Origin of the sequence: Candidatus Pelagibacter sp. HIMB1542, assembly GCF_052047835.1 — a bacterium.
In the GTDB taxonomy this organism is placed as follows: Bacteria; Pseudomonadota; Alphaproteobacteria; order Pelagibacterales; family Pelagibacteraceae; genus Pelagibacter.
Window position 1 is genome coordinate 658,440 of sequence record NZ_JBNAJB010000001.1, and the last position, 17,486, is coordinate 675,925.

At 28.6% G+C, this 17,486-nt stretch carries 22 protein-coding genes; 8 read left to right on the forward strand and 14 right to left on the reverse strand.

Features of this window, described 5'->3' with window-relative positions; genetic code table 11:
- Positions 1–70: 70 nt before the first annotated feature.
- Entirely contained in the window at positions 71–1,366 is a 1,296-nt protein-coding gene (locus ACTTBI_RS03620; protein WP_440652587.1) for a DEAD/DEAH box helicase, read from the forward strand.
- A gap of 2 nt (positions 1,367–1,368) precedes the next feature.
- On the opposite strand, the gene ACTTBI_RS03625 is transcribed toward ACTTBI_RS03620, so the two are convergent.
- From ACTTBI_RS03625 to ACTTBI_RS03635, 3 genes are all read right to left on the reverse strand, one after another.
- Positions 1,369–1,989, reverse strand: coding sequence for an SOS response-associated peptidase (locus tag ACTTBI_RS03625; protein ID WP_440618575.1), 621 nt, complete (start codon positions 1,987–1,989; stop codon positions 1,369–1,371).
- Between the two features lies 1 nt (position 1,990).
- Positions 1,991–2,539, reverse strand: coding sequence for a tetratricopeptide repeat protein (locus tag ACTTBI_RS03630; protein WP_440647658.1), 549 nt, complete (start codon positions 2,537–2,539; stop codon positions 1,991–1,993).
- Positions 2,540–2,646: 107 nt separating this feature from the next.
- Entirely contained in the window at positions 2,647–2,904 is a 258-nt protein-coding gene (locus ACTTBI_RS03635) for a hypothetical protein (protein ID WP_262589412.1), read from the reverse strand.
- 130 nt (positions 2,905–3,034) lie between these two features.
- Between ACTTBI_RS03635 and ACTTBI_RS03640 the strand changes: the two genes are divergently transcribed.
- The gene (locus ACTTBI_RS03640; RefSeq protein WP_440652588.1) at positions 3,035–3,430 is read left to right on the forward strand and encodes a hypothetical protein; all 396 of its coding nucleotides are present in this window, start codon (positions 3,035–3,037) and stop codon (positions 3,428–3,430) included.
- Positions 3,431–3,435: 5 nt separating this feature from the next.
- On the opposite strand, the gene ACTTBI_RS03645 is transcribed toward ACTTBI_RS03640, so the two are convergent.
- The 3 genes from ACTTBI_RS03645 to ACTTBI_RS03655 are packed head-to-tail and all read right to left on the reverse strand — an operon-like array spanning position 3,436 to position 5,205.
- Entirely contained in the window at positions 3,436–3,894 is a 459-nt protein-coding gene (locus ACTTBI_RS03645) for a hypothetical protein (RefSeq protein WP_440652590.1), read from the reverse strand.
- Positions 3,895–3,903: 9 nt separating this feature from the next.
- Positions 3,904–4,593 carry an ion transporter gene (locus ACTTBI_RS03650; protein ID WP_440647664.1) on the reverse strand — a complete coding sequence of 230 codons (690 nt, stop codon included), beginning with the start codon at positions 4,591–4,593 and terminating at the stop codon, positions 3,904–3,906.
- Positions 4,594–5,205 carry an arylesterase gene (locus ACTTBI_RS03655; RefSeq protein ID WP_440647666.1) on the reverse strand — a complete coding sequence of 204 codons (612 nt, stop codon included), beginning with the start codon at positions 5,203–5,205 and terminating at the stop codon, positions 4,594–4,596.
- On the opposite strand from ACTTBI_RS03655, the gene ACTTBI_RS03660 reads away from it, so the two are divergent.
- A complete protein-coding gene (locus ACTTBI_RS03660; RefSeq protein WP_440614536.1) occupies positions 5,204–5,869 on the forward strand; it encodes an ABC transporter ATP-binding protein in 666 nt (221 codons plus the stop codon). The two genes, ACTTBI_RS03655 and ACTTBI_RS03660, sit on opposite strands and share 2 nt — an antisense overlap.
- The gene (locus tag ACTTBI_RS03665) at positions 5,853–8,387 is read left to right on the forward strand and encodes an ABC transporter permease (RefSeq protein ID WP_440652591.1); all 2,535 of its coding nucleotides are present in this window, start codon (positions 5,853–5,855) and stop codon (positions 8,385–8,387) included. The genes ACTTBI_RS03660 and ACTTBI_RS03665 overlap by 17 nt, the downstream gene beginning before the upstream one ends.
- Here the strand turns inward: ACTTBI_RS03665 and ACTTBI_RS03670 are convergent, their stop codons facing one another.
- The 6 genes from ACTTBI_RS03670 to ACTTBI_RS03695 form a co-directional block, all read right to left on the reverse strand.
- Positions 8,388–8,801: a carbonic anhydrase gene (locus ACTTBI_RS03670; protein ID WP_440652592.1), complete on the reverse strand. Its 414-nt coding sequence runs from the start codon at positions 8,799–8,801 to the stop codon at positions 8,388–8,390.
- Positions 8,798–9,301, reverse strand: coding sequence for an SOUL family heme-binding protein (locus tag ACTTBI_RS03675; protein WP_440614539.1), 504 nt, complete (start codon positions 9,299–9,301; stop codon positions 8,798–8,800). Before ACTTBI_RS03675 ends, ACTTBI_RS03670 begins: the two co-directional genes overlap by 4 nt.
- A gap of 68 nt (positions 9,302–9,369) precedes the next feature.
- Positions 9,370–9,924: a hypothetical protein gene (locus tag ACTTBI_RS03680; protein ID WP_440652594.1), complete on the reverse strand. Its 555-nt coding sequence runs from the start codon at positions 9,922–9,924 to the stop codon at positions 9,370–9,372.
- On the reverse strand, positions 9,921–10,667 hold the full coding sequence (locus tag ACTTBI_RS03685; RefSeq protein ID WP_440652595.1) for a sulfite exporter TauE/SafE family protein: 747 nt from the start codon (positions 10,665–10,667) through the stop codon (positions 9,921–9,923). Before ACTTBI_RS03685 ends, ACTTBI_RS03680 begins: the two co-directional genes overlap by 4 nt.
- Positions 10,658–10,927, reverse strand: a complete 270-nt coding sequence (locus ACTTBI_RS03690; RefSeq protein ID WP_440614542.1) for a GNAT family N-acetyltransferase — start codon at positions 10,925–10,927, stop codon at positions 10,658–10,660. The genes ACTTBI_RS03685 and ACTTBI_RS03690 overlap by 10 nt, the downstream gene beginning before the upstream one ends.
- 173 nt (positions 10,928–11,100) lie before the next feature.
- Complete coding sequence (locus ACTTBI_RS03695; protein ID WP_440652596.1) at positions 11,101–12,534, reverse strand: helix-turn-helix domain-containing protein; 1,434 nt, start codon at positions 12,532–12,534, stop codon at positions 11,101–11,103.
- A 111-nt stretch (positions 12,535–12,645) separates the two neighbouring features.
- Here ACTTBI_RS03695 and ACTTBI_RS03700 point away from each other — a divergent pair, with 111 nt between their 5' ends.
- The 3 genes from ACTTBI_RS03700 (at position 12,646) to ACTTBI_RS03710 (ending at position 15,361) form a co-directional block, all read left to right on the forward strand.
- Positions 12,646–12,807, forward strand: a complete 162-nt coding sequence (locus ACTTBI_RS03700) for a hypothetical protein (protein WP_440614544.1) — start codon at positions 12,646–12,648, stop codon at positions 12,805–12,807.
- 40 nt (positions 12,808–12,847) lie between these two features.
- Positions 12,848–14,122: an isocitrate lyase gene (gene aceA, locus ACTTBI_RS03705; RefSeq protein ID WP_440652597.1), complete on the forward strand. Its 1,275-nt coding sequence runs from the start codon at positions 12,848–12,850 to the stop codon at positions 14,120–14,122.
- A gap of 99 nt (positions 14,123–14,221) precedes the next feature.
- Positions 14,222–15,361: a glycine cleavage T C-terminal barrel domain-containing protein gene (locus ACTTBI_RS03710; protein ID WP_440652599.1), complete on the forward strand. Its 1,140-nt coding sequence runs from the start codon at positions 14,222–14,224 to the stop codon at positions 15,359–15,361.
- On the opposite strand, the gene ACTTBI_RS03715 is transcribed toward ACTTBI_RS03710, so the two are convergent.
- Positions 15,358–16,125, reverse strand: coding sequence for an ABC transporter permease (locus tag ACTTBI_RS03715; RefSeq protein ID WP_262589435.1), 768 nt, complete (start codon positions 16,123–16,125; stop codon positions 15,358–15,360). The two genes, ACTTBI_RS03710 and ACTTBI_RS03715, sit on opposite strands and share 4 nt — an antisense overlap.
- Entirely contained in the window at positions 16,115–17,047 is a 933-nt protein-coding gene (locus ACTTBI_RS03720; RefSeq protein ID WP_262589436.1) for an ABC transporter ATP-binding protein, read from the reverse strand. Before ACTTBI_RS03720 ends, ACTTBI_RS03715 begins: the two co-directional genes overlap by 11 nt.
- Before the next feature lie 69 nt (positions 17,048–17,116).
- On the opposite strand from ACTTBI_RS03720, the gene ACTTBI_RS03725 reads away from it, so the two are divergent.
- Positions 17,117–17,485, forward strand: coding sequence for a thioredoxin family protein (locus tag ACTTBI_RS03725; protein ID WP_440652600.1), 369 nt, complete (start codon positions 17,117–17,119; stop codon positions 17,483–17,485).
- Position 17,486: the final 1 nt, after the last annotated feature.

Sequence of the window (17,486 nt, forward strand, 5' to 3'; positions counted from 1 at the left end):
TATTGTATTTGGTACAAAAAGATATAAGCAGACACTCAATTACTTAAAAATTTATACCAATCCCGACATAATGAACTTCTCTGATCTAAACATTGAAAATAAATTAAAAAGATCAATTGAATTAGCTGAATTTAAAACTCCAACCCCTATTCAAAGTCAATCAATACCAATTAGCTTAGAAGGAAAAGATGTTTTAGGAACTGCTCAAACCGGTACCGGTAAAACATTAGCATTTACAATTCCAATGCTGAATAAGCTTTTAAAAAATAAGCAGGCAATGGCATTAATAATTTGTCCAACAAGAGAACTTGCAACTCAGGTAATGGAAACCGTTCTAAAACTTAATGTGAGAGAAATAGGAATTGGTAATGCTCTTTTAATTGGTGGTGAAAGTATGCAAAAACAACTTAGACAATTAAAAAAAGGAGCAAGAATTATAGTTGGAACCCCTGGACGAATTAACGATCACATAGAACGAAAAAGTTTGAACTTATCTAGAGTTAATTACCTAGTCCTAGATGAAACAGATCGAATGTTAGATATGGGATTTACTCCTCAAATAGAAGTAATTTTAAAATTTATTCCAAAAGATCATCAAACATTATTGTTTTCTGCAACTTTACCTGAAAACATTTTAAAAATTTCTCAAAAGTATCTTAACAATCCTGAAAGGGTGTCTGTTGGATCTTTATCAACTCCAATTGAAAAAATTAAACAAGAAACTTTTCAAATCACATCAGACAAGAAATATCATGAGTTGATTAATCAATTAGTTGAAAGAAGTGGATCTATTTTAGTTTTTGTTAAAACTAAACATGGTGCTGATAAAATTGTAAAAAGATTAAAATATGATGGCCATAAAGCTGATGCCATTCATGGAAATCTTAGACAAAGTAAAAGAGACAGAGTTATTAGAGGATTTAGAAATGGTAATAGTAGGATTTTAATTGCAACAGATGTTGCAGCAAGAGGATTAGATATTCCAGTTATAAAACACGTAATCAATTACGATCTTCCACAAGTTCCAGAAGATTATATTCACAGAATAGGTAGAACTGGTCGTGCTGGAAAAGATGGTTCTGCTTTAACTTTTTTAACAAACAACGACAGAGGTATGTGGAGATCTATACAAAAATTAATTGATCCTGACTTTAAAGTTAAAGAAGAAGCAAGACCAAACAATCAAAAGAATAAGAAATTTAATAAAAAAAATAAATTTAAAAAGAAATTTAAGAATAAATTTTCTAACAATAAATTAAGTAAAAAGAAAAAATTCAAAAAATTTGAAAACAAAGATAATAAAAGAAAATTTAAAAATAGAAAAAGACCTAAAAACTTTAAGTTTAAAAAAAATAAAAGAAAATAGATTTATAATTTTTGAATTAAAGAAGCGCTGTTATTAGTAGGCTTATTTACATCTTTTGAAACTTCATGAAATATAAGATCTGGTGATTTACGTTCATTTAGAAACGCTGATCCTTGTAATTCTAAATTTAAATATCTATTAACATCCGCTTGATTAAGAATAACTGGTTGTCGGTGATGAATTTCCTTAATATTTTCTTTTGCTTCTTCTGTAATTAAACAAAACTGATCATCTTCAAATATTCCAGCAAAATAGATGGTGTTGGTGTCTTTACGGGTAAAATAATGAGGAGTTTTTTCTTTCTCTTCCCTCTTCCATTCATAAAATCCATCCGCAACTGCAACACATCGATTATTTTTTATCAATTTTTTAAATGAAACCTTTTCATCTATGGTCTCAAGTCGTGCATTAATCAGAGCTTTAAAATCTTTATCTTTAGCCCAGCTTGGAACCAAACCCCATTTCAAAGATTCTAAGGTATTTCCATTTTTATATTTTTTTATAACTGGAAGTTTTTGATAAGGATGAGCATTATAGTTTTCACTATCTTCAACCTGAATTGCAGATTTAACTAGAGAACTAGTTTTAGTAACTGGATTTTTAACAACGTATCTTCCACACATTTTAAATTGTTTGTTCTTTCATCAAATCTTCGATTTGTTTTATCATGATTTCTGGAGATCGCATGGACGGATAAATCTCTTGTGCTTGTTTGTAGCTTCTAATTGCTTTTTCAAAATTTTTTAATTGAATGTTCACTAAACCTTGTCCTGCTAAAGCACCAAAATGTCTTGGCTCTAATTCTAAGACTTTATCAATATCATCTTGTGATTTTTGATATTCTCCTAACATATAAAGAACAGTTGCTCTCTTATTCCAAGCTTCAGCCCAATTTTCATCAAGATTTATTACTTCAGTAAATATTTCTCTTGCTCTTTTTGGCTGTTGGTTTCTAACAAACATTGAACCTTCTTCTAAACGAGCAGTCAGCTTTTCATCAGTTGGATGAGTACTCCATAAAGACCAAATTTCCTGTTCAACAATAGATGCTACTTTTGCTTTATTAACTTTGAGCTCATTAAATAATTGATTTAGCCTTATGTCTCGATCATTTGCAAAAGATTGCAATTGTGAAAGTAATAAAATTAAAATTACTATAAATGACTTTTTCATAATTAAATATTAACAAATATGAATAATAGAGTCTTTATTCTTAAAACAATTTGATCATATTTTTACAACTTCAAAATGAATTTATAAATTTATTAAGATGAAAATTCTTAAGGTTTGTAACAATTCGTTGTTTCTTTTTTTATATTATAAATACAAGTAATTAACTTAGGTTCAAATTGCATTTTTGACGAACCATTATTTTTAAGATTATACAATATTTTTTGATCATTTATTAAAATTGTACTCTCTAAATTATATCCATTTGATAGATAATGATTTACTGTTCTAAGATTTCCAAGAGAGTCAGCAATAGCTGAAGAAAAAATAAAATTTAAACAAAATAATGTAATTAGTACTTTTTTCATGAAATGATTATTTCACTTTAAATTATTATATGGAAAAAAAAATATTTATTTATCAAAAAATCTGTTTATTGCTTAATAGATTTAAATATTTTGTTTATTTTTTAGTGATTTTTAGGACTATAGAAGATCAATGAATTTTTTAAAAAATTTGATTAAAGGTGACTACGGACTTGGTAAAACATTCTGGGTTTATGGAACCCTATACCAGTTAATATTTAGCTTAATAATTTTTGTAACATTTTTTTTTGCTTTAGATTCAATTGATAAATCTCTTATAAATTATAATCAAAATCCTGAGTTAATTATTAAACAAATTTTTTCTAATATTAATAATTTTTACGCAACAATACTCGTAATAGAGTTAGCAATACTGTTGATTTATACATTAATAATTACTGTTGCGATGTGGAGAAGTGCAAGTAATAATAAAAATTGGTTTTGGCCAAGAGTTGTGAAAGTTTCTATAGCACTTTCTGTAGTTTATTATTTATATAAATTGATAATATTCCTAGAATTATTTGGTTAAAATCATCAAGTATTTTGATTTTTATTCTTGCAGTTGTAAAATAAAATTTCTTTTTCCTTTTCTTTTTCTTTTTGATTAATATTTTTTGTTATTTCGTGAATAAGTTCTCCTGTTTTAAAAGTTAAAACAGCTGATTCTGAATAATTTTTATTTTCATCAAGAGCTTGAATTAAAACGATATCTTTATTAGAAATTTTTACGTCTAGTTCAATTTTATCAATAAAATTAGATAAATTTTTAATGTTTAATAGATTTGGTGATTTAGACTCTATTACTAATTTATTAATATCATCTCTCTTAATTTGATCTTTTGTGAACGTTTCAAAGTTATGATCTGGATTTTTTAAAATTACTTTTTCAAATGCACATGAAAGATTTAAATTTCTATCTATGGTAATATTTGTATTCTGTGCATTGGCATAACCAAAACAAATAAAACTTAAAACTACAACAAATCTTTTCATTAAAAAGTCTTATAACTTTTTCTGATTGATTACTACGTCCACTAATATCGCAATCAACAAATTAAGCATTGTAATTCCGCATATAATTATAAAGCTGAAAAAATAAATCCAAGCCCACCAGTAAACATCTTGTAATGGTAGCATTACTTGTTCCCAACTAGATAGAGTTAAAACCTGAAACAACGTAATCATAGCAACTCCAACGTCGCTCCATCTTTCAGGAATATCTGTGCTAAATAAAATTGAGCCTATAGTTGCGTATATATAAAGAATGATAAACAATAATAATCCAACATAAAACACTCTTTTGACGGAAGTAAGCAGCGCTTCAATGATTTTTTTTAATTCTGGAACAACTGAAATAATTCTTAATACTCTAAATACTCTTAATAATCTTAAAAGTAAGAAGCTAGAATTATTAGGTATAGGAATTAATGAAATTAAAACAATTAAAGTATCAAATACATTCCATCCACTTTTAAAAAAGTGTAGTTTTTTAGGCTCTCCAACAAATCTAATTATAATTTCGATTACAAAAAATATAGTAATTGAATAATCTAAATAGTTAATTGCTTGTCTGGTAAGATCACTTAATTCATAAGTGTTAACTCCAATTGTAATTGCATTTAATATGATAATTGAAATAACAACAAATTGGAAAATTCTGCTTTCTTTAAGATTATATAAAAATTTATTCATTTAATTTAAAATATTAATAATACTTTTTTTAATAGTTTCACTTACTTTAATTGTTCCTTCTTTATTTGGGTGAATTCCATCTTGTTGATTTAAATTTGGATTGAGTGCAACTCCCTCAAGTAAAAATGGGATCAAGGGTAAGTTATATTTTTTTGATAGTTTTGGATAGATTGCATCAAACCTTTTTTTGTATTCAGCACCATGTGTGGTTGGAGCAACCATGCCTGCAATTACTATTTTGATTTTTTTATTATTAGCTATCTTTATAATTTCTTCTAAATTCTTCTCAGTTTCCTCTGGTTTTATTCCTCTCAACATATCATTGGCGCCTAAACCTAAAATGATTAAGTCAATACCAGGTTCTGATAAACTCCATTCAGCAATATTTAATCCTCCTGAAGATGTGCTTCCAGAAACACTGCCATTAATTATCTTTATATTTAAACCATCTTTTTTAAAATTATCTTCTAATACTACAGATAAATGATGTTCTTTAGGTAAACCATATCCAGCCATCAAACTATCGCCAAATAAGACAACCTTTTCTATTGCGAAAGCGTTTATGTGCACTAGAAAGATCATCAAAATTTTTATAAATAAACTTTTATTCATGAATGATCTTCTTAAATTAAAAAAAATAAATCTCAAATACCAAACTGGTAAAGAAAGTATCAGTGTTTTAAAGAATATTGATCTAACCATTAAGCAAAAAGAGACAGTTTCTGTCGTAGGTGAAAGTGGATCTGGTAAAACTAGTTTAATAATGTTGGTTGGAGGACTAGAAAAACCAACTTCAGGTAAAATTGTTTTTCAAGATCAAGAAATAACAGGTTTAAATGAAGATGAAGTTTCAGAGATTAGAAAGAAGAATATTGGAATTATATTTCAATCTTTCTATTTAATTCCAAACTACACAGCAGTTGAAAACGTTGCTTTAACATTAGAATTAAATAATTTTAAAAATCCTGAGAGTGAGGCAAAAAATTTGTTAGATAGATTTGGTTTAAAGCACCGATTTAATAATTTACCTAGTCAGTTATCTGGTGGTGAACAGCAAAGAGTTGCAATTGCAAGAGCTATAGCAATGAAGCCTGAATTAATCCTAGCTGATGAACCTACTGGAAACTTGGATACTGAAAACTCATTAATGATTTCAGATATTCTATTTAAATATGTAAAAGAGGAAGGGTCTTCCTTAATCATGGTAACGCACGATCCAAAACTTGCAAACAAAGCAAAAAGAAAAATCAAAATAAAAGATGGAAAAATTAAATAATCGATCTGAATTTAGTTTGATTTTTAAATATGCTTTAAAGGATTTAAGCAGAAACTATCACAAAATCTCAAGTATTATTGTTACTCTATTTATCAGTCTCTTTATATTAAGTGCTATTTTTACTATTGAAGATAGTCTTAAAAAAGAACTGAACGATAATGCAAAAGCCTTATTAGGTGGTGATTTAGAAATTGATTACAATCGTAACCAAGGAAATCTAGAACTAGTTAATCAGGTAAAAGAATTTGCAACTGTATCTCAAATGATTGAGTTCAGCACTATGCTTTCAACAACTGGAAGAGAAAAAAATAAATCTTTATTTACTAGAATTAAAACAGTTGATGAAAAATACCCGTTATACGGCGAAGTAGTATTTGAGCCTGAAGGTGCATATGAGCGAATGCAAAAGGAACCAAACACTATTTTAATTAATGAAAGTTTGTCAAAAACACTAAATATAAAACTTAATGAACAAGTTAAAGTTCAAGACCAAAACTTTACAGTTATTGGAATTATAAAATCAGTACCAGATGTAAGTGGATTTGTTGCTTTTGGTGATTGGGCACTCGCAGGAAAGCAAACATTAGAGATATTAAAACTAAACGGGATTGGAAGCTTTTTAAACTACGAATATAAAGTAAAATTTAATGAAGGAGATAACCCTGAAGAGTTAGAAAAACGAATTGAAGATATCTTTAAAGATGATCAAAAAGTAAAGCTTCGTTATCCCGAAAATTCAGCAAGTGGAATAAAGAGAATAATCAACAATTTTTCACAATTTTTATCACTTGTTTCAATCAGTGCGATGTTGATTGCTGGAATTGGTATTGCAAACACCCTTCTCTCTTTTATTAACCAAAACAATATGTCAATTGCTGTTAGAAAAGCAGTTGGATTTTACTCAGGAAATATAAAGACACTTTATTATCTTCAATTATTAATTTTGTTGTTTGTAATCACAGTTGTTTCCTATGGATCTAGTTTTTTAATAGTCCCTATAGCTGATAAATACTTATCAGATGGACTTGGATTAAATGTTTATCCAGTATTTTCTATAGTTAATTTTATTAAAATATTTTTAGTAGGTTTGTTGGTACTTGTAATATTTTCTATCCCAACAATAAGTTCAATTGACCAAGTAAAAGCATCTAATTTATTTAGAAATGTTTTTCAAAACCTACAATTTTATTATTCAAAAAAGTCTGTTGTTTTAAGTTTTATTTTACTCTCTATTTTAGTTTTATTATTTACAGTTGGTTCAGAGCAACCGACTTACAGTCTTGGTTATTTTGCTGCATTTTTTGTGTGTTTAATTGTGTTTTTCTTTCTTTCAAGAATAATTATATTTTTTCTTAAAAAATTTAAATCAAGCTCCAATATCTCATTAAAGGTATCAATTAAAAATATCACTCAAACTAAAAGTATCACTCCAATTACTATAATGTCTTTAGGGTTGGGAGTTACTTTACTTTTAACATTGGCGTTAGTTGGAACAAATTTTCAAAGAGAAATTGCTAAATCAATTCCTGATATTGCACCTGATTATTTCTTTGTAGGAATTCAAAAAGGAGAGCGTGAAAAATTTGAACAAGGGATATTAAAGATGGATCCGGATGCAGATATTGAAGTGGTTCCTATGGTCTCATCTGGCATTACAAAAATTAATGGCATTAATCCAAATACTTATATTAAACCTGATAATGATAGTTATTGGGTAATAGGAAGTGAGAGAAGATCCTCATGGGTTGAAGATGTTCCTGAAGATAATCCATTAGTTGCTGGAAAATGGTGGGATTTGAATAAACCCAATCAACTTCAGATATCTTTAGATGCTAAAGTTGCAAGAGATTTTAATATTCAATTAGGAGATATTTTTACTCTAAATATATATGGAAGAGAAATAGATGGTGAAGTGATTAATTTTAGAGAAGTTGATTATCGAGATTTAAGTATAAACTTTGCAATGCTATTTAATCCTCAGTTCGCTCAAAATATTCCTCATGAATATTTAGCAACAGCAAAATTTAACTCTGATAAATTTGATGAAACTGAAATGCTGGAAGTTATGCCCAGCTTGTCTATGATTAAAATTGCAGATTATCTGACAAAAGTAACAGCTGTTTTAAATAAAGTATTCATTGCAGTTACTCTAATATCAGCTGTAACTATTGTGATTGGTTTAATTGTTATTTCAAGTGCAATTATGGTTCAAGGTAAAGTTAAAGAGTATCAAAACTTAGTGTTTAAAATTCTAGGCTTTTCAAAAAAAGAAATAATCCTCTCATCATTAATAGAATTTATCATTATATTTAAATCAGTCATACTGATTGCAATATTTTTTGCAGTAATTGGTTCTAAATTTATTATGGAAAATATCTTTGAACTTGTATGGATGTTTGATTTTAAAGTTTTAATCTACTTAGGTTTTTCAATCGGATTTGTAACATTGATATTGATTATGTTAACAAATTTAAAATATCTAAATCCAAAAGTTTACCCTTTGATTAGAAATCAATAATTAAAATTTTATAATTTTACTATCTAAAGCAATTACATTTAATTCTACTTTAAGTTTTGGAAATCTTTTTTTAATTTCTTTTTTAAGTTTATTAAATGAGTCTTGGTGTATTTTTTTTTCATTTGCTGGTGTAAATTCTTTTTTTCCATTAGCAATTTTTGCAGCACCACAATCTTTGTGATTTATAACAATAAGCTTTTCTATTTTATGAAGCTGTATTGAAGTTCCAAGATTATCATAAAAAGTATTATGCCATTTTTTAAATTTATTGTGTGTGACCCCTACTGCAGCACCAGCAATTGTAAAAGCACTGTACTTACCAGTTAATTTTTTTTTCTTTAAATGATTGTGAACTAAATGTTGAAATCTTGGGTCCATACAAGATAACACCATTGCTTTAAATTTTGACTTCATGAATTAAACTCCACTTTATACATTGCCTCATTCCTTCTATTCATTGGAAGGGTAAAGGGGCTATCATATGTAGCTCTAATAGGTGGACTTATAATTGAAATATTATTTTTGTTTAACTCTTTTTCTAGGATTTCTTTGTGCTTTATGAAATTTCCATCAGACGCTCGACCAGAATATCTAAGCACAGCATAATATCCTCCTTCAATATTTACTATTCTTACATCATCTCTACTTGGGTTGGGTACGTTATCTGAATTAAACTTTGAAGGTAAATAAAACTGCATAGTCATATTTCCATTTTTTTCGACTTGAGTAACCGGAGTAGTCATTGCTATCTTTTCTTGAGCATCATTTCTTCCAGAAATATAATTAAATAATTTTCTAAAATTACTATCTATTCCAGCTCTAGAGGTTTCAACTGCTAAACGATCAGAATATTTTCTGATCTCATAAATTTCATTTTTATCAACTACTTCATACTTTGCTTCTTCATTAGCCATGACAATAGAATACGGTAAAAGAAAGAAAGTACAAAATAGAAGAATTAATTGTTTTTTTATCCTCATGGTTAAATGATTTTATATTCAAAATTTTGTGTTGTTTCATTAATTTGAACTAATTTTGCTCCATTTCTTTCATGAAAATTCGTTGCCATCTCTGTTAAAGGTGAAAGTGTTACTAATCTATTTAAATGATTAGATTTTTTTATCTTTTTAAACACTTCTTTTACAATTAACTTTCCTCCACCTTTTTTTTTTGACCAAACAGTATAAGCAATAGCGATTTGTCCACCTTTTTGATCTCTCATCGCACTTTGCAAAAAAGCATCAGTACTTAATTTTTCAAGTTCATCGACACTTTTGGGAATTTGATTGGTGTAAGCAAAACACATAACAGCATGAATTTCGCCTTGATACTCAACCCCATAAATTTTTCTTCCAAATCCTGTTCTAAATTTATTATCTAACTCTGGTCGAACTGGATCTTCTTCTACATTACATTCTTTAAGCTCAACAAGTTTAGCACCTTTTACCCAACCAAAAAAATTATCAATTTTTTTATTAAGTACTTGTTTATTTTTTCTTATTCTTGCTTTTATTCTGGGATTAAATTTTTTTTTCATATTAAATAATCATATAAAAGTTTTGAACTACTTATAAAAATTAAAATATATAAAATATTATAAAATAATTTTTCGTTTATAATTTTAATTAATCGATAACCAATTAGTATTCCTATAAAAGCAATTGGAAATAAAAATACTGATTGTTTAAAAGTTACTAAATTTGTCATTGAAAGGTTAATATATAAAGGAAGCTTTATTAGATTAACAAAAGTAAAAAATATAATTCTTGTTCCTACATAAATTTCTTTCTGCATCCTTAAAGGAAGCATGTAAACACTTACAGGTGTTCCTCCTGCATGGACACAAAAACTTGTAAAGCCAGCTATGACAGAACAAATGCTTCCTTTGATAGAATTTTTTTGCGATTTGGCTTCTTTATCTTTTTTAAAAAAAAAATAATGACCTGCAAAAATAAATCCCATTAAACCAATCATAAATTTCAATAAATCTTCAGAAAAATATGTGAACGTGAAAGATGCAATTATTATTCCAGCAGCAGCAAATGGAACCATTAACTTTAAAGTTCCTAAGTCATATTCTTTTCTATATTTATAAACTGCAATAAAATCAGAAAATATTAAAATTGGTAAAATTATTCCTAGTGCTTGGTTCAAAGGCATTACGATGGTCATTAATGGAATAGATATTAATGTCATCGATCCACCCAAACCTGATTTTGCAATACCATATAAAATTATTGCTGGCACAACTGTGATGAAAAATAGTAAATTTATTTCCATTTGTTTAATGAATTTAATAGTTTTGATCCTAAAGGACTAATTGGTTCTTGAAGAATTATTTCTTTTCCTGTTTTTTGTTTAACTAGCTGTAATAATTTTGTTGCTATTCCTTTTTTTCTAAAAATTGGATTAACGAAAATGTACTCCACCTCTCCCTTTTCATTAAATCTAACAAAGCCTAGTGTTGTATTTTCATTTTTATAAGTAAAAACACCGTCAGCTTCATCTAATTTATAAGTAGATAAATCAATACTGTTCATAAATCCTAGTAATTAAGGAGCAAAAGGATAATTGCTATTGCAGCAACTATAGAACTAACAACGATATAATTAAGCTTAATATTGAACTTTTTCTCAACAAAATCAGTTATTTTTTCCCAAAATAATACGATCAGAAAAATTATTATGGCAGGTAAAATATATTTAATCATAGTTTAAGATTTGTCGTCACTGACATAAACAGAAACCCCACGACTATTTAAATCAACATCAAATTTTTTATGTAGTGGTGGAAATGCTCTTTGTGAACAATCTAATCTGTCACAGGTTCTACATGAAACACCAATAGGAATTTCCGTTGATTTATCATTAATGTTCATATTTTCAGTATAAATAAAATCTTTTGCATATTTTGCTTCACAACCCAAACCAATCGATAATACATTTTTAGATTGTCCAAATCTTCCAATTCCTTTTTCCACAGTTTTTGCAATACAAACATATTTTTCACCATTATTCATTTTGCTAACTGCTGTATGTAAAACTCCAGGAGTAGTGAATGCTGTATAAACATTCCATCTTGGACATGCTCCACCATATCTTGGTATATCAATTCCAGATAAAGAAAATCTCTTTGAAATATTTCCAGCCATATCAACTCTTAAAAAATGAAATGGAATACCTGGTAGTTTTGGATCTTGCAAACATGTAACTCTATGAGCTACTTGTTCAAATGAAGTTGCAAATGTATTTTGCAATAGTTCTAAATCATATTTTAATTTTTTACATTCAGAATGAAATAGTTTGTATGGCATCAAGATTGCAGCACCACAATAATTTAACAAAGCAACTTTAGTAAGTTTTTTCGATTCTTCTGATGGAAAACTAAACTTAGTTAAATAATATTCAACATCTTTAATTGCACCCAGTTGTGCAATTTGAGAGGCAGCATGTAATTTTTTTGTTTCTAAAGAACTATAATCACTTAGTAATAACTCCTTTTTACTTTTGTTATAGATTTTTGAAAATGGTTTACCCTCATCCGGAATAACATCTTTTACAGTTATTGAATATTCTGACAGTAAATAATCACACAGAGATAAATATCTTGTTCGATTATTTTTTTGAATTTTATTAAAAACTTTATTTGCAAACTCTTCTAGCTTTGGAAAATAATTTTTATTCTCTTGAAAAAAATCAACTACCACTTCTCCAGGAAAAGAATTTTTTCTATTATCTACAATTTTTCCTGAAATTTTTTCAATCTTACTTATTAATTCATGATCTTTTTTTTTAAGAATATCTCCCAGTCTAACGATTGCTTTTCCAATCTTTGGGTTAGTGCTCACTAAATCTTTTACTTCAGGACCTAAAATATCTAAGTCTTCAAATAAACTATCATCTAAAATTTCTGAAATTGTGTTTTGAAGATTAATATCTGTTTTAGATGTAAGATCCGATAATTGGATGTTTAGTTTTTCACAAACATTTAAGAGTAAATCGCCATCTATTTTTCTTTTACCGCTTTCAATTAAGTTTAAATAACTAGGAGAAATGCTTAAATCTTCAGCTAATTTATTGGCTTGTAGCCCAAGTTGTCTTCTAAAAGCTCTTATTTTTGGCCCTATTTTAAGATCTATTTGACTCATTTTACTATTTGTAAATTTTGTAAATTTATTTTTACAATATTTTTTCCCTATTTACAAAGCTTTTTAACGTTTTTTATAGATTTTGTAAATTTTGTAAAATATATGACTCGTATGGATAAAAACTTAAAAAACACAGAAAATGAGGCCCAAATCATTAAAAAAGAGGATTTAGATCACCATCATAGTAAAGGAATTTACATGAGGGACGATCATTGTGATTGGGGTTCAAGTGGAATGAGTGAACTAATCGAAGCTTTAAACGATAGTAACTAATTCAACTTTTTCAATTTTCTTCAACAAAGGATTAAAAACAATGAGTGCTGAAAAAATCTCTTACGAGTTAAAAAGGTTCGCAGGTATCAAACGAGACTACACTGATGAAGAAGTAGAGAGATTAAGAGGTTCTATAAAAATAGAGTACTCACTTTGCAAAAATCAATCTGAAAAACTTTGGAAATTATTAAATACAGAAGCTTATGTTAATACACTTGGTTCTTTGTCAGGTAACCAAGCTGTTCAGCATGCAAAAGCAGGTTTAAAAGCAATATATCTAAGTGGTTGGCAAGTTGCAGCGGATGCTAATACTGCTGGAGAGATGTATCCAGATCAATCTTTATATCCTTATGATAGTGCTCCTAAGTTAGTTGAGTCTATGAACAACTCTTTAATTAGAGCAGATCAAATTCAGCATATGGAAATGCAAGATGGTGACATGAAACCTGAAGAAAAAGTTGATTATATGCTTCCAATTATAGCTGATGGTGAAGCAGGTTTTGGTGGACCATTAAATGTATTTGAATTAACTAAAAAATTTATAAGAGCTGGTGCTGCAGGTGTTCACTTTGAAGACCAATTAGCTAGTGAAAAAAAATGTGGTCATATGGGTGGAAAAGTTCTTGTTCCAACTGGTACAATGGTCAAAAACTTAAAAGCTGCAAGATTAGCTGCTGATATTGCAGAAGTTCCTTTAATTATATTAGCAAGAACTGATGCTAATGCAGCAAAACTTATTACAAATGATTTTGATGAAAATGATAAACCATTTTTAACTGGTGAAAGATCTCCAGAAGGATTTCATTATGTTAAAGATGGAATTGAACAAGCTATCTCTAGAGGTTTAGCTTATGCACCGTATGCTGATTTAATTTGGTGTGAAACAGCTACTCCTAATTTAGCTGAAGCCAAAAGATTTGCAGATGCAATTCATGAGAAATTTCCTGGAAAACTGTTAGCTTACAATTGTTCTCCATCATTCAATTGGAAAAAGCATTTAAGTGATGATGAAATTGCTTCATTCCAACAAGAAATTGCTAAAATGGGTTACAAATTCCAGTTCATTACTCTTGCTGGTTTTCATACTCAAAACATTGCAATTTTTGAGCTTGCTGAGAAATATAGAAAAGAAGGTATGGCTGCATATTCTAGAATTCAACAACAAGAATTTGCTAGAGAAAAAGATGGCTATACTAGCGTTAAACATCAAAGAGAAGTTGGAACATCTTATTTTGATGCAGTATCAAATACTATTAGTAGTGGCCAAAGCTCGACAACAGCAATGGCTGGATCTACTGAATCTGAACAGTTTTAAAAAAAAATAACTTCCCTCTCCATTTTTTTTTGATAGCCCTTAATTGTTAGGGCTATTTTTTTTATTTGTAATTAATACTCAGACTGTTAAGGCTCTCAAATGTCTAATAAAAACTTTGGTTTTGGAACACAGATTAGAAAATCTCCTTATTTCGATGCTACTGTGAAATGGGGAGCAACAGGTTTCTCTGTATATAATCACATGTATATTCCAAGGGATTTTGGAAGTCCTGAGCAAAACTTTTGGAACCTAATTGAAAAATCAATTTTATGTGATGTGGCAGTCGAAAGACAGGTCGAGATCACTGGTCCTGATGCATATAAATTTACTCAGCTTTTAACTCCTAGAGATCTTTCAAAGTTATCTGTTGGACAATGTAAATATGTTTTAATTGTAAATAATGATGGTGGAATTTTAAATGATCCAGTTTTATTAAGACTGGCTGAAAATCATTTTTGGTTATCTTTGGCTGATAGTGATGTTTTGTTGTGGGCGCAAGGTGTTGCAGTTAATTCAGGTTTAGATGTTAAGATATCTGAACCAGATGTTTCCCCTCTACAGTTACAAGGACCTACCTCACAAGAAATAATGGTCAAACTATTTGGTGAAGATATCAGAGATCTTAAATATTATTGGTTAAGAGAATATCAACTTGATGGAATTCCCTTAATTGTATCAAGAACTGGCTGGTCAAGTGAACTTGGTTATGAAATTTATTTAAGAGATGGTTCAAGAGGTAATGAACTTTATGAAAAAATAATGGAAGCTGGTAAAGAACACGGCCTTCAGCCTGGTCATACATCTTCTATTAGAAGAATTGAAGGTGGTATGCTTTCTTATCATGCAGATGCAGATATTCATACAAATCCATTTGAATTAGGATTTGATCGATTAGTTAATTTAGATACTGATATAAATTTTATAGGTAAAGAAGCACTAAGAAAAATAAAGCAAGAGGGTATTAAAAGAAAACAAGTTGGTCTTATAATAGATTGTGACCCTCTATCAGGACCTAACACAACTTTTTGGCCAATTGAAAAAGATGGCAAGAAAATTGGTAAGGTAACTTCAGCTGTATATTCGCCTAGATTAAAAAAGAATATTGCACTTGCAATGATTGAAGTTAATCATTCCGAATTAGGTAATAAATTAGATATAGAAACTCACGAAGGAAAATATTCTGCTACAATAGTAGAAAAACCTTTTTACGATCCAAAAAAGAAAATAGCTAGTACCTAAGATTTAATATTGTATCCTTTTTTCAATAGAACTGTAACCACAGTTACACATGACATCAAAAATACTACCATTGAAATAACACTCACCCAAATATTGAAATCTGAAACACCATAAAAGGCAAATCTTAAACCATTAATTAAATAAACAACCGGGTTAAAATAAGTAACTGTTTGCCAGAACTCAGGCAACATATCTAAAGAATATAAACTACCACCTAAAAATACCATTGGCGTAATAACTAATGTGGGAATGATAGACATTTGCTCAAAATTAGAGCTCATTAAACCAATTAAAAAACCAAATAGAGCAAATGTAAATGCTACTAATACTAATAAAAATATCATTAACAATGGATACATCACTTGAACCTCAACAAAAAACGTTGATGTTAAAAATATAACTAATCCGACTATAAGAGTTTTAGTAGCGCCAGCACCCACAAAAGCTAGAACAATTTCAAAAGTTGAAATTGGTGCAGCTAAAATTTCATAAATAGTTCCATTAAATTTTGGAAAAAATATCCCAAATGAAGTGTTACTGATTGATTGAGTTAACAACGTTAACATTAAAAGACCAGGAACAATAAAAGACCCATAACTAATTCCATCAATTTTTTCTACATAACCACCAATTACAGATCCAAAAACAATAAAATATAATGATGTAGATAAAACTGGAGAAAACAATGATTGCATCAATGTTCTCTTAAATCGATCCATTTCATGTAAGTACATTGCTCTAAATGCGTAATAATTAAACTTCATTGTTCTCCTTTACTAATGTCACAAATATTTTCTCTAAAGTAGTTTGTTCAGTTTTTAAATCTTGTAATTTTAAATTTGCATCTTTTAAATCTTGTAACAAGTTAGTTATTCCAGTGCTTTTAGCTCTAACATTATATGTGTAATTGATTGATTTTTTATCTTCTCCAATTTCTAAATTATACTTATCTAAACTGCTTGGGATTTCAGTGATTTCTTCTTGAAGATCTACTGTAAGCTTTTTATGTCCCATTTTTTTCAATAATTCTTTTGTTTCATCAACAACGATAATTTCTCCTTGATTGATTACTCCTACTCTATCAGCGATTGCTTCTGCTTCTTCAATATAATGAGTAGTAAGAATAATAGTAACACCAGTTTTTCTTAGAGTTTCAACTACCTTCCACATGTCTTGACGTAATTCAACATCAACACCAGCAGTTGGCTCATCTAAAAATAATATAGTTGGCTCGTGAGACAATGCTTTTGCAATCAATACCCGTCTCTTCATTCCTCCAGATAACTGTCTTAATCTTAAATCTTTTTTGTCCCATAAGCTTAAGTCTTTTAAAATTTTTTCAATATGTTTTGGATCTGGTTTTTTTCCATACAAACCTCTTGAATAAGAGACATTATTAAAAACTGTTTCAAATTGTTCTAGGGTTAACTCTTGTGGAACTAATCCAATTCTAGATCTTGTTTCTCTGTAATCATCAATGATATCAAAATCATCTACTGTAACTTTTCCTGAAGATGGTCTAACGATTCCACAAATAATACTTATAAGGGTAGTTTTACCTGCACCATTTGGTCCAAGCATTGCAAAAATTTCACCTTTTTTGATGTTCAGGTTTATTTTCTTTAAAGCTTCAAAGCCATTATCGTAGACTTTTGATAGATTATTTATGCTTATTTGATCTGACATGAACTAGGCATATATAGAGACAATTTATTGTATTACAATATTTTAAAATTTGTTTACAACCAACGATTAATGAGAAAAATTTTTGTATTTATCTGTTTTATCTTTGCATTCACTACTAATGGGATTGCTAAAGAAACAACTTATACTAAAGAGCAGTTTGATAAGGCTTTAGCGGATGGAAAAGTTGTGGTGGTTAGTTCTTGGGTTAAATATTGCACATCTTGTGCCAGCCAAATGAAAGTTCTTGATAAAGCAAAAAATGATTTTGATAATATTGAATACTTTAAATTTGATGTAACCAATAAGGAAATTGCTAAATTTTTTAATGTTCAATATCAAACGACACTTTTAATTTTTAAAGATAATAAAGAAGTTTACAGAAGTATTGGTGAGACTACCAAAGAACTTATTTATGATGCTTTAAAATCAGTGATCTAAA

Coding starts and splice junctions, on each gene's coding strand:
- ACTTBI_RS03620 (WP_440652587.1), top strand. CDS start 71: ATGAACTTCTCTGATCTAAACATTGAAAATAAATTAAAAAGATCAATT.
- ACTTBI_RS03625 (WP_440618575.1), bottom strand. CDS start 1,989: ATGTGTGGAAGATACGTTGTTAAAAATCCAGTTACTAAAACTAGTTCT.
- ACTTBI_RS03630 (WP_440647658.1), bottom strand. CDS start 2,539: ATGAAAAAGTCATTTATAGTAATTTTAATTTTATTACTTTCACAATTG.
- ACTTBI_RS03635 (WP_262589412.1), bottom strand. CDS start 2,904: ATGAAAAAAGTACTAATTACATTATTTTGTTTAAATTTTATTTTTTCT.
- ACTTBI_RS03640 (WP_440652588.1), top strand. CDS start 3,035: ATGAATTTTTTAAAAAATTTGATTAAAGGTGACTACGGACTTGGTAAA.
- ACTTBI_RS03645 (WP_440652590.1), bottom strand. CDS start 3,894: ATGAAAAGATTTGTTGTAGTTTTAAGTTTTATTTGTTTTGGTTATGCC.
- ACTTBI_RS03650 (WP_440647664.1), bottom strand. CDS start 4,593: ATGAATAAATTTTTATATAATCTTAAAGAAAGCAGAATTTTCCAATTT.
- ACTTBI_RS03660 (WP_440614536.1), top strand. CDS start 5,204: ATGAATGATCTTCTTAAATTAAAAAAAATAAATCTCAAATACCAAACT.
- ACTTBI_RS03655 (WP_440647666.1), bottom strand. CDS start 5,205: ATGAATAAAAGTTTATTTATAAAAATTTTGATGATCTTTCTAGTGCAC.
- ACTTBI_RS03665 (WP_440652591.1), top strand. CDS start 5,853: ATGGAAAAATTAAATAATCGATCTGAATTTAGTTTGATTTTTAAATAT.
- ACTTBI_RS03670 (WP_440652592.1), bottom strand. CDS start 8,801: ATGAAGTCAAAATTTAAAGCAATGGTGTTATCTTGTATGGACCCAAGA.
- ACTTBI_RS03675 (WP_440614539.1), bottom strand. CDS start 9,301: ATGGCTAATGAAGAAGCAAAGTATGAAGTAGTTGATAAAAATGAAATT.
- ACTTBI_RS03680 (WP_440652594.1), bottom strand. CDS start 9,924: ATGAAAAAAAAATTTAATCCCAGAATAAAAGCAAGAATAAGAAAAAAT.
- ACTTBI_RS03685 (WP_440652595.1), bottom strand. CDS start 10,667: ATGGAAATAAATTTACTATTTTTCATCACAGTTGTGCCAGCAATAATT.
- ACTTBI_RS03690 (WP_440614542.1), bottom strand. CDS start 10,927: ATGAACAGTATTGATTTATCTACTTATAAATTAGATGAAGCTGACGGT.
- ACTTBI_RS03695 (WP_440652596.1), bottom strand. CDS start 12,534: ATGAGTCAAATAGATCTTAAAATAGGGCCAAAAATAAGAGCTTTTAGA.
- ACTTBI_RS03700 (WP_440614544.1), top strand. CDS start 12,646: ATGGATAAAAACTTAAAAAACACAGAAAATGAGGCCCAAATCATTAAA.
- aceA (WP_440652597.1), top strand. CDS start 12,848: ATGAGTGCTGAAAAAATCTCTTACGAGTTAAAAAGGTTCGCAGGTATC.
- ACTTBI_RS03710 (WP_440652599.1), top strand. CDS start 14,222: ATGTCTAATAAAAACTTTGGTTTTGGAACACAGATTAGAAAATCTCCT.
- ACTTBI_RS03715 (WP_262589435.1), bottom strand. CDS start 16,125: ATGAAGTTTAATTATTACGCATTTAGAGCAATGTACTTACATGAAATG.
- ACTTBI_RS03720 (WP_262589436.1), bottom strand. CDS start 17,047: ATGTCAGATCAAATAAGCATAAATAATCTATCAAAAGTCTACGATAAT.
- ACTTBI_RS03725 (WP_440652600.1), top strand. CDS start 17,117: ATGAGAAAAATTTTTGTATTTATCTGTTTTATCTTTGCATTCACTACT.